This is a genomic window from Falsiroseomonas sp. E2-1-a20, assembly GCF_051433195.1.
In the GTDB taxonomy this organism is placed as follows: Bacteria; Pseudomonadota; Alphaproteobacteria; order Acetobacterales; family Acetobacteraceae; genus Falsiroseomonas.
Genome location: NZ_JBHMFT010000060.1, coordinates 1 through 14533 on the forward strand (window position 1 = coordinate 1; position 14533 = coordinate 14533).

A 14533-nucleotide genomic window follows, 5' to 3' on the forward strand; every position below is an offset into this window, starting at 1 on the left:
GGCCGTGCCCCACGGGGTGGTGTAAGAGGCCGCGCGCGGAGCCCCTGGCGTAGCGCAGCGCGCGGCCGGGGGCGTCGTGGGCGGTCACCGCTGATCTTAGGTAGGTTCGGGTTGCGAGGCCTGTCACCGAACCGGAGACCAACGATGACCGACGAAAGGATGGCGCTTCTCGAACTGGTGGAGAAGGGCGCCGACGCCGACCTGGTGCGCGACATGCTGGCCTTCGCCGCCGATCGGATCATGGAGGCGGAGGCCGAGGTGGCGGCCGGCGCGGCGAAGGGCGCCCGCAGCCCGCTGCGCGAGGCCTATCGGAACGGCTATCGCGAGCGGGACTGGGACACCCGGGCCGGACGGATCGAGCTGGCCATACCGCGGCTGCGCAAGGGGTCCTACTTCCCGAGCTTCCTCGAGCCGCGCCGGACCGCGGAAAAGGCCCTGGTGGCCGTGGTGCAGGAGGCCTACCCCCCTGTGTCACGAGAGTTGTCGCGTGTTTAGGATCGCGCAACGAGGGGGCGTGGACATCAAGCAGTGGCTCGATATGGACAAGCATTCAAGGATCGCCTCGTGGCGCGGCTGCTGCCGCCGGAGAGCGCGGTCATCGACGTGGTCTCGCGTGAGGCAGGTGTCAGTGTTGCCACGCTGGAGCGTTGGCGAGCCGGGGCACTGGCGGCACCGGGTGCCTTGACCAGCACCCAGCGGTGGACGCCGGCGGCACGGCTGGAGGCGGTGATCACCACGGCGGCGATGGACGAGGCCGCCCGCAGCGCCTGGTGCCGTGAGCAGGGGCTCTATCCTGCCGAACTCGAGGCCTGGAAGCATGACGCCATCGCCGGCCTGGGCGAGCCGCGGGCAGCCAGTGCCGTCGAGGCCAGGCAGGACCGGCGGCGGGTGAAGGAACTCGAGCGCGAACTGCACCGCAAGGACAAGGCGCTGGCCGAGACGGCCGCCTTGCTGGTGCTCGGAAAAAAACTGAACGCGGTCTTCCACGAGGGCGAGGACGAATGACCCGCCTGGAAGACCGCCAGACCCTGGTGGCCGCGATCGCTGAGGCCTGCGCTGCCGGGACCCGGCTGGCCCCAGCCTGCAGCCTGGCCGGCATCGATCTGCGCACCTTCCAGCGCTGGCGCGCCGGCGGCAGACAGATCCAGGCTGACCGCCGGCCCGAGGCCGCCCGGCCCAGGCCACAGCACGCCCTGAGCGAGGCTGAGCGGGCGCGCATGGTCGAACTCGCCAACCAGCCGCGCTTTGCCAGCACGCCGCCGGCCCGCATCGTCCCGGCACTGGCCGACGAGGGCATCTACCTCGCCAGCGAGGCCAGCTTCCACCGCGTGCTGCGCGAGCACGGCCAGATGCGGCACCGGGTGTAGCGCGACAATCTGGATGAGCTGCCGCATTGCCTCGCCTAATTTGCTCCCGAGGGTGATCTGTTGCCTCACCTGAGATGCTCCCGAGCGGCACGGAGCTGTGAGGGACGGGATGAGGCGGGTGAGCATGGCAACAAAGGACGAGGTCGTGGCTGCGGTTGTAGGGCGGTATGTCCGGTCGACCCGGCTGGAGCGGGGGCGGATCCTGGATGAGTTCGTTGCGCTGACTGGGCACCATCGGAAGCACGCGATGCGGCTTTTGCGAGCTGGCGGGGCTGGCCGGGCGGAGCGGCGGGTGCGCCGGGACCGCGTCTATGACGCGGCCATGCGCGAGGCGGTGATCGTGCTGTGGGAGGCGTCAGACCGGGTGTGCGGCAAGCGGCTGCGGCCGTTGCTGCCGATGCTGGTCGAGGCGATGGAACGGCACGGCCATCTGCAGTTGGCGGCGGAGGTGCGCGCTGGCGTGCTGTCGATGAGTGCGGCGACGATTGACCGCGTGCTGAAGGAGCCGCGTGGAAAGGCCGGGGTCAGGCGGCGTCGCCGAGCGCCGCCGTCGGCTGCGGTCAGGCGGAGCGTGCCGGTGCGGACATTCTCCGACTGGGGTGACCCGGCGCCGGGCTACTTCGAGGCGGATCTGGTGTCGCACAGCGGGCCGATGACGCGGGGCAGCTACGTGCAGACGTTGGTGCTGACCGACATTGCGAGCGGCTGGACGGAATGCGCGCCGCTGCTGGTGCGGGAGCAGGTGCTGCTGACGGAGGTGCTCGACGAGATCCGGAAGGTGTTGCCGATGACGCCGCTCGGCTTCGACACGGACAACGACAGCGTGTTCATGAACGAGACGGTGCGGGACTACTGTGCCGGCGCGGGGCTGGAGTTCACGCGGTGCCGGCCGTATCGCAAGAATGACCAGGCGCATGTCGAGCAGAAGAATGGCGCGGTCGTGCGACGGATCGTCGGCTACCGGCGGTACGAGGGCCTGGACGCGGCGGCGGCGCTGGCGGAGCTGTATCGCTCGGTTCGGCTGTTCGTGAACTTTTTCCAGCCGTCGTTCAAGCTGGCGGAGAAGTCGCGGGACGGGGCGGTGGTCCGGAAGCGTTACCACGCGCCGCGGACGCCCTGCCAACGGCTGCTGGAGGACGAGCGCGTGTCGGACGAGGGCAAGGCGGGACTGCGTGCCACGGCGTCCCGTCTGGATCCCGTGCGGTTGCTGCACGACATCCGTGCCGGCCAGCAGCGCCTCGTGGAGATCTCCGACCGGTCAGGGCTGGTGGAGCGGGCGGCGCCGTCGGAGCCGGCGCTCGAGGCATTCCTGAAGGGGCTGCGGACGGCGTGGCGCGAGGGAGAGGTGCGCCCGACAGCGCAGCCGAAGCCGGTGGCGACGAGAGGGCGGCGGCGCCCGGATCCATTCGCGCAGGTGACGGCGCAGTTGCACGTGTGGTTTCTCGCCGCGCCGTCCCTGACGGCACGAGAGCTGCTGGCCCGCCTCCAGGCGGAGGTGCCGGCGGTCTACCCCGAGACACTGCTGCGCACGCTGCAGCGCCGGGTGAAGGGCTGGCGGGCGGCGGTGGCACGCGAGTTGGTGTTCGGACCGGGATCGGGGGTTGCGTCCGGGAGCGGTCATGAGGCAACGGGAGCGTCGGCTGCGTCAACGGGCGTGGCGGACGCGGCAACGGGTATGACAGGCTGAGGCAGCGACGTAGCTCGGGAGCAAACTGGTGAGGCAACGGGCATTCAGCCCGGGAGCATTCTCAGGTGAGGCAATACGAAAACCATCCTGATTGTCGCGGAACAACCGGGGTCGGGCCCGTCCGCCACGAACCGCAGGTCCGCCCAGCACGCATGTGGCGACCGCCCCGGGGCAGGTCTGGTGCTGGGACGTGACCTTCCTGCCTGCCCGGGTGCAGGGACGCTGGTTCTACCTGTTCCTCATCCTCGACCTCTACAGCCGCAAGATCGTCGGCCATGAGGTGCATGAGACCGACCAGGCCGAACATGCGGCCCATCTGGTCCGGCGCACGGCCTTGGCGGAGGGCATTCATGCCCGTGCGCACCGCCCGGTGCTGCACGGCGACAACGGCTCCAGCGTGAAGGGCACGACCGTGCTGGCCATGCTGTACTGGCTCGGCATCGCGCCATCGCACTCGCGCCCGCGGGTAAGTGACGACAATGCCTATGCCGAGGCGCTGTTCCGCACCGCCAAGTACCGCCCGGACTTCCCCACCGCAGGCTTCGCTGATCTTGCCGCGGCGCGGCATTGGGCGGCCGATTTCGTGCGCTGGTACAACCACGAATACCGTCATAGCGGCATCCGCTACGTCACGCCCGCGCAACGCCATGCGGGCGAGGACGGTCCCGTGTTGGCCGCCCGCCACGCCCTGTACCAGCGAGCCCGCGAGATCAACCCGCGCCGATGGAGTGGGCAGACCCGCGACTGGACGCCGGTTGGCGCCGTGACGCTCAACCCCGAGCGGTAAGCGTCAGCCGCTCACCACGGGCGTCGCTTCTGGCATGAAGTTCCAGGGCAGCAGTTCGTCGAGACGGTCGATGGTGTGGCCGCGGGCGAGGCGGTCGAGCACGGCGGCGATGTAGGCTTCTGGATCCAAGCCGTTCAGCTTGGCGGTCTCGGCGACGGTGTAGATGATGGCGGCGCGATCGCCGCCCGCGTCCGATCCGAGGAATAGAAAATTCTTCCTCGTCAAAGCGATGCCGCGCAGCATCCGTTCGGCGAGGTTATTGTCGATCGAAAGCCTGCCGTCCTCGAGATAGCGCGCCAGCGCCTCCCATCGGTTCAGCGCGTTGCATCGCCTTGCCCAGCGTCGACTTGCCGGACAACCGGCGCCGCTGCGTCAGCATCCAGTCGTGCAGGTCGTCGAGCAGCGGCTTGCTGCGGGCCTGGCGCTCGGCCCGGCGCTGGTCGGCGGGTTTGCCGTTGATTTCGGCCTCGATGGCGTAAAGCGCGGCGATGCGCTGCAACGCCTCCTCGGCGATCGGCGACTTCGTGGCCTCGAACACCTCGAACAGCTTGCGCCTGGCATGTGCCCAGCAGGCGACGTGGATGACCTGCGGCGGCTGGTTGCCGCGCGGCCGTGCCAGCGCGTCGTAGCCGGTGTAGCCATCGGCATGCAGCCAGCCCTCGAAGTCCTGGAGGTGCCCGCGGGGCCGCTCGCCCTTGCGGTCCGGCGAGTAGCGATAGAACGCCGCGGGCGGCCCATGCCCCTTCCAGGGCCTTGGGTCGATGGCATAGACCCAGAACCGCCCCTCGCGCGTCCGGCCGCGCCCCGGCGCCAGCACGGCGATCGGCGTGTCGTCGGTCCAGCTGATGCCGTGCCGCAGGGCATAGGCGCCGATGGCCTCGGCCAGGCGGCTCAGCCACCAGGCGCCGCGGCCGACCCAGTCGGCCAGGGTCTGCCGCTCGATCTCCACCCCCTCGCGCGCCAGGATGGCCGAGAGGCGATACAGAGGCAGGCCGTCGAGATACTTTGAGACCAGCACATGGGCGAGCAGGCCAGGACCCGGCCGCCCCTTCTCGATCGGCAGGTCGGGGGCGGGCGCCTGCAGGACGGCCTCGCAATCCCGGCAGGCATAGCGCGGCCGGACGTGGCGGATGACCTTCAGCCGGGCTGGGATCTTCTCCAAAACCTCGGTGACATCCTCGCCGAGCTTGGTCAGGCGCTTCGGGTCGGTGCAGCCGCAGCGGCAGGCGAATACCGGCTCGTGCAGAACCGTCTCGCGCGGCAGGTGCTCCGGCAGCGGCTTGCGGAGCGCGGAGCGCCGCTGATTGCCGGGCTGACCCTTCGCCCTGGCCTTGGCCTCCGCTGCGGCGGAGGCCTGCGCCTGGTCTTCCTCGCGATCGCCGATCAGCATCTCGAGCTGGCCGATCTCGGCGGCCAGCTTCTCCGACGACTTGCCGTAGCGGTCCCGCCGCAGCGTGGCGAGCTGCACCTTCAGCTTCTCGATCTCGAAGGTCGCGTTGCGCAGCTCGGCATCACGTTCGCTCAGAACCGCGTCGCGTTCCGCCAGCAACGCGCGGAGCGCTGCGATCTCAGCATCAGGCGTGTCGAACGGCGCGGTTTGCACATCGCGATTCTACGCAACGCGATGGCCGCCGCAATGCAGAATTGAACTACACCGTCGCTTGTGGCCGCGCGGTCCAGGCGGGCATGCGCCAGTCGATGCCCTCGACCAGCATCGAGAGCTGCGCCGCGGTCAGCGAGACAACGCCAGCCTGCGTCTGCGGCCAAACGAACCTGCCTTTCTCAAGCCGCTTGGCGATGAGGATCAGGCCCTGTCCGTCCCAGACCAAAATCTTGAGCAGGTCGCCGCGGCGGCCGCGAAAGCAGAACATCGCGCCGCTGTAGGGATCCTGCGCCAGCACCGTTTGCACCTGCGCCGCCAGGCCGTCGAAGCCGCGGCGCGTATCCGTCGCGCCGCAGGCGAGGAACACCCGCGTGCCCGGCGGCGGGCCCAGCATCAGCGCCCACCCATTCCGGCCAGCACGACGCGCAGCGTCGCCGCGTCGGCGCATCCAGTAATGCGGATGCTGGCGCCGGAGGGCAGCGTGATCTCGACCACGCCAGGCGGTGCGCAGCTGCCAGGCGACGGGGCCACTTCTGGCGGCGGGAGCTGCGGCGCATCCGGGACCACCTCCACCGGCACAAAGCCCGCCATCGCCGTGGCCAGCATCTGCTTGCGCCAGGTGTAGAGCTGGCCCGTGCTGACACCGTGCTGGTCCGCCACCGCCTGAACGACCACCCCAGGCTCAAGCGTCTCCCCGACGATCCGCAGCCGCTCCTCCGCCGACCAGTTCCGGCGCCGGACCTCCCGCACCCGAACCTCGACGCCGCGGCCCGCGCGAGCTCCGGAACCACTCCTACTACCGTCGTAAGAGGGGTTAGCGAGTGGCGCTGTCGTCGTGCTGTCCGTCATGACAACCACTTCAGCGAACCAGCACCATCAACTCAAGGCCGGGCTCGGCTGACGCTTACCCCGAGCGCGACAGCGTCGTGGCCGCAGCGACACAAACCCTGATCTCTGGTCCGAAAGGCGAACCTGCTCCCCCGTCGCGACCTGGCGTCCTCGCCGCCGCGAGCACCGCGGCCGCCTCACCAGCCATCAGACGGCCACCCCTACCGCACCTAAAATAGGAGAATCCATTACCAAACCAGCGCGACAACTCCTTTGACACGCACCGGGGGAGCGACGGAACCGGCAAGCCGGCGTCGGGCATTGCGTCGCGAACTCGTAGGCGGCGAAGTCCGCCAGCGCGCGCAGCATGGCAGCGCGGCCGGCGAGCGCACCTTCGCCTGGACTGCGCGCTGTCGCCGCCTCGCCCGCGACCACGAGGCCACGCCGAGTTCGGCGATCGCCTTCTTCGTCCTCGCCGCCGCCGCCGTCCTGCTCAGGCGATTGGCGAAGGCGTTATGAAGCGAGTTCTTAAACAACGAGCCTAGCTGTCCAACATAATCGCGCTTCTTGAAGCGGCACTTCGGGCGCGCGCCTCGTCAAGAATGGCATCGAAGGCGGCCAAGCCGCGAATGCCCGTGAGCAACGGGTCACGCGTTGCGAGCCGCGCCCCGCGCCAACCGGCCTCCAGGGCAGCCTCCAACCAACCGCATGCGGCTGCGCTGTCGCCGCGCACGGCATCGACCGCAGCGAGGTTATAACGTGTCATCGCGCTCTCATCGCCGTCGGCAAGGCGCTGACGGTCTATGTCCTCACTCTGCTTGAGCCAACGCAGTGCCGCGGGGCGATCATCGTCCCACTGCACATACCCAAGGATCGTCGAGGCGAGCACGCCGCGAGGGAAATAGCGCGCCTCAGGCAAGTCGGCCGCGGCCTGCTCGGCAAGCGCCCGCGCTTCCTCGCGGTTGCCGAGAAGGAGCGCGCAATCCGCCGCCTTGACGAAGTAGCGGTCGCTGTCGTGGCTCGCTCGGAACTCAGTGTTCCGCACTGCCGCTTCCTCGACTTTGTCCTGCGCGATGAGCGTGCAGATCAGCCCGATCTGCGCAGAGCTCAAGTTCTTCAGCGCGACGGCCTTGCCATATGCGATCTCGGCGTCCGCAAAAAGCTCGAGAGCGAGCGAGGCGTTGCCGAGGTAGAACCGCGACCAGCCGGACGAAGGGGACGCAACGATCGAGCGCTTCAGGAATGGCAGCGCGCGCTCTGGATGTCCCGTGAACCACATAATCCAGCCGAGCTGGTCGAGCGCGTCGTAGTCATCGGGTGCAAGTTCTACCCTGCGCTCAGCGATCGGGAGCATTTTTGTGAGCCACTGCTTCGGGTAGTACGCTCTCCAAAGCGCGGCGTACGCATCGGCGAGGCCCGGGTCGAGCGCGATCGCCCGTTCGCCGGCGGCGATTGCCTGGCGCCACAGCGGCGAGGCCCCGTGACCCGCCGTGTTCGACAGCTTTGACCTGGAGCTCTGCCGTGAGTACGCGCGCGTCAATCCGACCTGCGGGAGCGCGTAGGTCGGGTCTGCCTGCGAGGCGCGTAAGAAAAGGTCGACGGCATTGCAATCGTGCTCGGCGGTCTCCAGCGCAAGCTCCTGTGAGCCGCGGAGATAGAGGTCATGTGAAGTCGCTCTCAACGTCATCGCGTTTCTCTCGCTTTTTACGCGCGCGCTGACGAAACAGCTCGACAGCCGCGCTTGGTGACCGTTTCCTTCGGTTTATGGTGCTTGCTTGCAATCTCAAGTCGCTACACGGGTTCGACGATCTCAGAAACCGCCTCGCAATGCGAGCGGAATGGCCGGTATCGCCCCGAAGCGATTCATCGTCGTCATGCCCGCAGCCGGATGTCGCTCCGCAGCCTTTGGCGCGGGTCAGGCAAACGCGGCGGTGACCCCCCCCTACCGGGTCTCGGCGCGGCGCCACCGATATGCCGCAGGTCACGGCGATAGCTCCAGGCGGTTGCCCTCCGCAGCGGCGAGTAGCGCCCACGGTCTGGGATGCCGCGCCCGCATCTCCATCACAGGCCACAGTCCCGGCGGTATGTCGCCGCGCAGGTGAATGGTCATCCCGCCGGGCGGGCTGAACGGCTCCGGCAGGCCCCGTCCCACCCGCCGCATTCCGAGGGCGGTGGGGTGCAGGCCTTCTGGCTCAGGCGGCGGGGGCATGGCGACCTCCGGAGGCGGGGGTGCGTCCGGCATGGGGTCTGGTTCCGGTGCAGGGGGTGCGGGCGGGGAAGGCGGGTCTAGCGGCAGGTCCGGGGCGAAGTGCGCAAGCCCCGCGCCCGTCAGCCCTTCTAGCCATGCGCGCAGCCCCGGCAGGCGGTCCGGGTGCACCCAGGCGGTGCGGGTCTGCTGCCCCGAGCCGGCAAGGCGGTCTCGGCGACAACAGGATATCTACATCGGCGATGTGAGACCCCCGCTCTGGCATAAATGCGAGGGGAAAAGCCGCGCCACGTCATCGCGAATACATGCCTTAGGATAGCCGCTTTCCCGTCGAATTTTGGGTTTGATCCAGTGCTATGCCTTGGGGACTGGAGAGATACGTTATGCTCGTCTCGCCGCCCGTAGCATTCGCCAGGGCAGTGCGGAGGAGATACGTGACCCAGTCTGCGCCGGAATGGAAGCCGCGACATGCACAACTTCTACGAGCCCGACCCGTTTTATTATGAGTCTGACTATTTTTACGAGCCGGACTTTTATTACTTTGAGCCCGATCCGATCTATGTAGATCCGGAGCCAATATATGTTGAGCCGTATCCCTATTATGAACCGGATCCAATCTACTATTACGAGCCTGCGCCAATCTACTACGAGCCTGTTCCCGTCATTGCACCCGTAATAATTTTCGAACCTGTCGCAGTTTTGGTGCCGGCCGTCACGTACCCACTCGATGCCGCGTTGCTGTTCGACGACGACTTCTACCTTTTTACAAATCCGGACGTGGCGGCGGCAGGAATGGATCCGCTTGTTCACTACGCGAACTTCGGATGGATCGAGGGGCGCGACCCAAATGCCTTCTTCGATACGAGCGGCTACCTCTTCGTCTATAGCGACGTGGACGCGGCTGGGTACGACCCGCTTGTCCACTACGCACTTTGGGGATGGCTCGAGGGGCGCGACCCGTCCGCCTTCTTCGATACGGACAGCTACCTCTTCGCCAATCCCGACGTGGATGCAGCTGGGATCAACCCGCTCGAACATTACCTCCATTTCGGCGCCGCGGAGGGTCGGCTTGCCTTTGCTGATGGGGTCTTCAACTGACGCGCCACGCGTGAGCGGGTCAGATTCCATCGGTATCGGGGTTCGGGTGATCGGCGAATTGCATACCGGGAGGGTCAGGCATCAGGCGCGCGGCCTGCGGTCCCCCTCCGCCCTCGATGCAAGCTCCGCCTCTATCCGGGCCAGCGTTGCCCGCATGTCCGCCGCGTCCACCCGGAGCCTTTCAAGCGTCCCCTGAACGCGCGCATGCATGTCCGACATGCCGGCCAATATGTCGGCCGCCTCCGCCGCATTGGCCCGCGACATGAATTGCTGCTGCAACTCCGCGCGCAGCCGGTCCATGTCCGCTGGGGTCAAGTTCGCCGGGTCTATGTCCTGCGCCGTCATGGCAAGCGGTCCTCCGCTATCCGCGCAAGGCGCTCCACCACCTGCGCCACCGCCTCCGCCGCCTCGCCCGCTGTCATACCGTGCCGCTGCTCAAGTTCCGCGCGCAGCTTCGCCACAGCCTCCGGGGACAGGAGCCCCGGGCGCCCGTCCTCCGCCGTCACGGCCGGCGATCCCGAAGGTTCACCACGTTGCCGGAGGCCAACGCGTCCATCGTCACAAGCCGGTTCTGCCCAGCGAGGACCAGCGCCGCCATCCCATTCGCCGCCGCGTCCCACTCCGTCACGGCCAGCGCCACCAGCGCCTTGGCGGCTGCCGCTGTCTGGACCTCGGGCGAGGCGCTCGGCAGCGTCGCGCCGATGCTCGCCGCCACGGATCGCTGGACAAGCTCGCCGGCATCCGAAGGCTGCCCGGTACGCGCAATGCGCCACGCCGCCGCCTCTGGCGTCGCGTGGAAGGCGTCGGGATCAAGCATGGCTGTCCTCCGCGTCACGGCGGGCGCTCCGCCTCACGCCTCGGAGTATAGAACCAAGAACGCCACAGGACGGAATCCGTGCCAGGGAGGGCGCACAGGTGGCGGGCAACGCCGGCCGAATCATGTCCGATAAGTGCCGCTTATCGCGTGCCCAGAGGCAAGGAGTAGGCGATGCACGTCGGGCTACTGGTCTCAGCAACGGAAGCGATCTCCACCAACCCGGCTCCTTGACGTCGGAATGCGACGATCCGGTCATCGTCCTCACTCGCCACATGCATCACGGCTTCTTCCGGCTCCAGTGACATGAAGCGGGGCGTCCGTCCGCCGGCAGGCACCCAACAACGCTGCCGCATCCGGCCCGTAGTGGCGTCCAGTTCTACAGCCACGACAGAGTCGTGCCCGCGGTTGGTGGCATACAGCATGCGCCCATCGGCCGAGGCGGCGATCGCGGCCGCTCTCGAATCGGCTGGATAATCCTCTGGCACGGAGGAGATCACCTGCCACGGCGTCAGCGTGCCGGTCGCCACGTCAATCCGCACCGCCGTGATCGTCGAGTTTAACTCGCCGAGCACATACACGACAGGGTGCACCGGATGGAGAGCGGCATGGCGGGGTCCTGCGCCCTCCCGCAGCCGGGCGCCGGGATGGTGCTCCAGCCGCCCCGTCCGCGTTTCCAGCCTGAAAGCATGCAGTACGTCGAGTCCCTTGTCCGGCACGAGGACGAGGCGGCCTGCCAGACCGAAGATGACTTGGTGCGGCTTCGCGAAGGGCTGCTCGACCCGATGTGGCCCAGGGGAACCATCCAGCTGCAGGATATCCGCAAGTTCTCCCGGCCATCCGTCGTCATCCAGCGCAAGTACGGCGACCGCGGAGGAAAGATGGTTGGCGACCAGCAACCAGCGCCCGCAGGGCGACTGCGCGGCATGAACGGGGTTCCGACCATGTAGGGGACGGCTAACTACCGGCTCGATCATCCCGCTGGACGCCACTGCAAAGGCATGCAGCCACTCCCCATCGCCTTCAACGGCATAGAGCCGCCGCCCATCGGCGGAGAGGGTGATCCAGGTCGGATTGCCGTAGCCCTCGACGAGTTGCACCTGCTCCCACGCACAGCCCGGCGTAGCGGCGCGCCACACCCCTACGCCGAGCCCCCTCGCGCGGCGTTCGACTGAGGTGCGGCAGCCCACATAGATGTGGCGCGCCATTCTACCCTTCCAGCCGTATGTCGTTCTCGCGGATGATGCGGTTCCACTTCACGAGGTCGGCGCGCACAATTTGCTCGAATTCCGCCGGTCGCATGGGCGCAGGCGGGGCGCCGACGCCGGTTAGACGCTCCACGACCTCCGGGTCCCGCAGCACGGCACCGATCTCATCCGCCAGACGTTCCACGATGGGCATCGGCGTGCCGCGGCGCACGAAGATCCCTTGCCAGTCCATCGCCTCAAAGCCCGGCAGAGTCTCGGCGATCGGGGGCACATCCGGCAGGGTAGCTAGCCGATCCGGTCCGGTATGAGCGATAGCTCGGACGATGCCGGAGCGGACATGCGCAGTGGTGCCGCTCGCGCTGCCGAAGACAAAGCGGATGTTGCCGGCAATAACGTCCTGCACCGCCGGCCCACCACCGCGATATGGTACGTGGTTCACAGAGATCCCCGCTGCCCGCGCAAACAACACCAGCGAGAGGTGCTGATGCGAGCCGGGACCGGAGGAGGCCCAGTCCAGTCCGCGCGGTGTCGACTTCGCCATCGCGATCACGTCAGCCACCGTCCGCGCATCGACCGGGGGATGCGCCAGCAGAAAGTTTGGGAAGGTCACAGCCTGCGTGATGGGCTGGAAGTCGCGAAGCACATCAAAGGTGAGACCCTGCATCAGGGAAGGGTTCACTGTGATCGCCGCGGCATCATGCATCAGCGTATAGCCGTCGGGCTCGGTTCGGGCGACGGCGGCCTGCCCGATCGATCCGGTCGCGCCACCGCGGTTTTCTATTACAATAGACTGACCAAGGCGGGCAGCAACGCGCGGGTAGATCATCCGTGCCACCGTGTCCGACCCTCCACCGGGTGGGTAGGTCACGACGACGCGGATGGTGCGCGACGGCCACGCGCTCTGGGCAATCGCGGGAGATGCCAATGCGGTGCCGGCCACGAGCAGCGCTCGCCGGCCGACAGCCAGATCCCTGAACCTCATTGTTTCCTCCTGTTCGTTGTTTTAGAGCGTGCGGATGTTCAGCTTCTCGAGGATCTCCGTGAGTTCTCTTGCGCTGCGCAGCCGCTGACGCAGGTGGATATGCTGCGCCTGCCTCGTGTCGCCGGCGACGAGCGCAGCGACGAGTGCCTGATGGGCCCGTGTCGAGGCTGAGGGCAGCGGCCGCAGCCGCAACGTCACGGCTCGCGCACGCCGCGTCTGCTCCAACAAGCCTTCAGCAATGGCCAGTAGCCGGTCGTTCCTGGCGGCCGAGAGGATCAGGCGATGGAAGTGCGCATCCGCTCGAGCCCAGGCATCGAGGTCTTCCATCGCCAGCGCCTGACCGAGAGCATCCGAGACTTCGGCAAGGGCCGCGCGCTCTGCATCATCCATCCCGCGCATCGCCAGCAGTTCGATGGCTGCCACCTCGAGGCCCGCGAGCACCTCATAAGCTTCCCGCATTGCCTGCGGGTGCACAGGCAGGACGCGAAAGCCCTGGCGTGGCACCAGTTCGACCAGGCGCTCCTCCTCCAGCCGAATCAACGCGTCGCGGAGCGGCGTGCGGCTCATACCCAGCGTGGCGGTCACCTCGCCGATCGAGACGGATTGGCCCGGCGCATAGTGATTGGAGAGGATACGCTCGCGCAGCGTCGTGTAGGCGGTGCGAGCTGCGGGAGGGGCGGCGCCGTCAGGCATCGTCTGTCACGAAGCGGCAAATGGCGTCGGCGAAGGCATCCGTACTCGCGGTGCCGCCAAGGTCGCGCGTCCTCGTCGGCGCGGCGGTCATCGCGCGATCCAGCGCACGCTCGATGGCTTCCGCGGCGGCAACGCTGCTGTTGCTGCCTTGGCCCAGGCCCAGGTGGCGGAGCAGCATCGCGGCGGAGAGGATGATGCCCGATGGGTTAGCGATGCCGCGCCCCGCGATATCGGGCGCCGAGCCATGGCCCGCGTTAGCCGCGGCGTGCCGCTCTCCGACGTTCAGCGCGGACGCCATCCCCAGCCCGCCTGCCAGCGCGTTCACCAGGTTCGACAGAATGTCGCCGAACATGTTCGTCGTCAGGATCACGTCGAAGAGCTCTGGCCGCGCGTAGATGTCAGCGGCCATTGCGTCGATGTCGATCTCGCGCAGCGTGATGTCAGGATGTTGCTCCGCGACGGCACGCACTTCCCGCATGAAGAGCCCGTCGGTCACCTGCAGGACGTGGCGCTTGCCGACCATTGCCACGTGCTTGCGCCGACCCGCCGCAACGCGGAACGCGACCTCCGCGATCCGGCGCGAAGCGCGGGCGGTGATGAGACGAATCGAGAGCGCCGTGTCCGCTGTCGGCATGAACTCGCCGGTACCCTGAAAGAGCGAGCGGTCGGCATAGAAGCCTTCCGTATTCTCCCGCACGATCACACAGTCGAGGCCCGGAATCGCTTTCGGCACCCCGGCGCGGGAACGTGCCGGACGGATGTTGGCGAATAGGTCGAGGCGCTTGCGGATGGTGCCGGGAATGTTCACGCCACCGTCGGCAAGCGGCGGGTAGTCTGTCATCCCGCCCGGTCCCAGCAGGATCCCGTCTGCCGCTCGCGCTGCCTCGAATGCCTCTGAGGGCAGCGTCGTTCCAGCGCGTCGATGCGCCGCCATCCCGACTTGATGGACGTCGAACGTCAGGCCAAGCGCATAGCGTGCATCAGCGGCGCGAAGCACACGAAGTGCGGCATCCGTGATCTCAGGGCCAATATCGTCCCCAGGCAAGACAGCGAGGCGCACCGAAACTCTCCGTGTACTGCTTTGCATACCGTATAGTACACGATATAGATGTCAAGCACCCTTTGATCGGCAGGAAGCAACGAAGCCTTGGGCGCATAGCGAAGCCCTTGGCTAAGCGGAGCGGAATAATACCAACTCCCACTGATCAGAACCCATGCGCCCAATCGCGGATGCCGATGGACATGATGTGCCAGGGCTGC

The 14533-nt window shown here is 67.4% G+C and carries 12 protein-coding genes and 5 pseudogenes; 6 read left to right on the forward strand and 11 right to left on the reverse strand.

The window, feature by feature from the left end; genetic code table 11:
- Window positions 1–144: 144 nt before the first annotated feature.
- The 4 genes and pseudogenes from ACFHPP_RS28240 to ACFHPP_RS28255 form a co-directional block, all read left to right on the forward strand.
- Window positions 145–462, forward strand: a pseudogene (locus tag ACFHPP_RS28240) (transposase); the annotation flags it as partial.
- 66 nt (window positions 463–528) lie between these two features.
- A pseudogene (locus ACFHPP_RS28245) lies at window positions 529–1361 on the forward strand (transposase); the annotation flags it as partial.
- A 115-nt stretch (window positions 1362–1476) separates the two neighbouring features.
- Window positions 1477–3054 carry an ISNCY family transposase gene (locus ACFHPP_RS28250; protein WP_437166576.1) on the forward strand — a complete coding sequence of 526 codons (1578 nt, stop codon included), beginning with the start codon at window positions 1477–1479 and terminating at the stop codon, window positions 3052–3054.
- A gap of 103 nt (window positions 3055–3157) precedes the next feature.
- A pseudogene (locus tag ACFHPP_RS28255) lies at window positions 3158–3841 on the forward strand (transposase); the annotation flags it as partial.
- A gap of 3 nt (window positions 3842–3844) precedes the next feature.
- Here ACFHPP_RS28255 and tnpC read toward each other — a convergent pair.
- The 3 genes and pseudogenes from tnpC to tnpA form a co-directional block, all read right to left on the reverse strand.
- Window positions 3845–5444: pseudogene (gene tnpC / locus ACFHPP_RS28260) on the reverse strand (IS66 family transposase).
- Window positions 5445–5490: 46 nt separating this feature from the next.
- Complete coding sequence (gene tnpB, locus ACFHPP_RS28265) at window positions 5491–5838, reverse strand: IS66 family insertion sequence element accessory protein TnpB (RefSeq protein WP_437166577.1); 348 nt, start codon at window positions 5836–5838, stop codon at window positions 5491–5493.
- Window positions 5838–6194, reverse strand: coding sequence for an IS66-like element accessory protein TnpA (tnpA, locus tag ACFHPP_RS28270; RefSeq protein WP_437166578.1), 357 nt, complete (start codon window positions 6192–6194; stop codon window positions 5838–5840). The genes tnpB and tnpA overlap by 1 nt, the downstream gene beginning before the upstream one ends.
- Before the next feature lie 462 nt (window positions 6195–6656).
- Between tnpA and ACFHPP_RS28275 the strand changes: the two are divergent.
- A pseudogene (locus tag ACFHPP_RS28275) lies at window positions 6657–6791 on the forward strand (IS5/IS1182 family transposase); the annotation flags it as partial.
- 22 nt (window positions 6792–6813) lie between these two features.
- Here ACFHPP_RS28275 and ACFHPP_RS28280 read toward each other — a convergent pair.
- Window positions 6814–7959 carry a tetratricopeptide repeat protein gene (locus ACFHPP_RS28280; protein ID WP_437166579.1) on the reverse strand — a complete coding sequence of 382 codons (1146 nt, stop codon included), beginning with the start codon at window positions 7957–7959 and terminating at the stop codon, window positions 6814–6816.
- Window positions 7960–8946: 987 nt separating this feature from the next.
- Here ACFHPP_RS28280 and ACFHPP_RS28285 point away from each other — a divergent pair.
- On the forward strand, window positions 8947–9576 hold the full coding sequence (locus ACFHPP_RS28285; RefSeq protein ID WP_437166580.1) for a hypothetical protein: 630 nt from the start codon (window positions 8947–8949) through the stop codon (window positions 9574–9576).
- A gap of 81 nt (window positions 9577–9657) precedes the next feature.
- On the opposite strand, the gene ACFHPP_RS28290 is transcribed toward ACFHPP_RS28285, so the two are convergent.
- The 7 genes from ACFHPP_RS28290 to ACFHPP_RS28320 all read right to left on the reverse strand — a co-directional run bounded on the left by ACFHPP_RS28290 (window position 9658) and on the right by ACFHPP_RS28320 (window position 14333).
- The gene (locus ACFHPP_RS28290) at window positions 9658–9921 is read right to left on the reverse strand and encodes a hypothetical protein (protein WP_437166581.1); all 264 of its coding nucleotides are present in this window, start codon (window positions 9919–9921) and stop codon (window positions 9658–9660) included.
- A complete protein-coding gene (locus tag ACFHPP_RS28295; protein WP_437166582.1) occupies window positions 9918–10082 on the reverse strand; it encodes a hypothetical protein in 165 nt (54 codons plus the stop codon). Before ACFHPP_RS28295 ends, ACFHPP_RS28290 begins: the two co-directional genes overlap by 4 nt.
- Window positions 10079–10393, reverse strand: coding sequence for a hypothetical protein (locus ACFHPP_RS28300; RefSeq protein ID WP_437166583.1), 315 nt, complete (start codon window positions 10391–10393; stop codon window positions 10079–10081). The genes ACFHPP_RS28295 and ACFHPP_RS28300 overlap by 4 nt, the downstream gene beginning before the upstream one ends.
- Window positions 10394–10533: 140 nt before the next feature.
- Window positions 10534–11598: a lactonase family protein gene (locus ACFHPP_RS28305; protein WP_437166584.1), complete on the reverse strand. Its 1065-nt coding sequence runs from the start codon at window positions 11596–11598 to the stop codon at window positions 10534–10536.
- 1 nt (window position 11599) lies between these two features.
- Window positions 11600–12580, reverse strand: a complete 981-nt coding sequence (locus ACFHPP_RS28310; RefSeq protein WP_437166585.1) for a Bug family tripartite tricarboxylate transporter substrate binding protein — start codon at window positions 12578–12580, stop codon at window positions 11600–11602.
- A 21-nt stretch (window positions 12581–12601) separates the two neighbouring features.
- Entirely contained in the window at window positions 12602–13273 is a 672-nt protein-coding gene (locus ACFHPP_RS28315; protein WP_437166586.1) for a GntR family transcriptional regulator, read from the reverse strand.
- The gene (locus ACFHPP_RS28320; RefSeq protein ID WP_437166587.1) at window positions 13266–14333 is read right to left on the reverse strand and encodes an isocitrate/isopropylmalate dehydrogenase family protein; all 1068 of its coding nucleotides are present in this window, start codon (window positions 14331–14333) and stop codon (window positions 13266–13268) included. Before ACFHPP_RS28320 ends, ACFHPP_RS28315 begins: the two co-directional genes overlap by 8 nt.
- Window positions 14334–14533 lie beyond the last annotated feature (200 nt).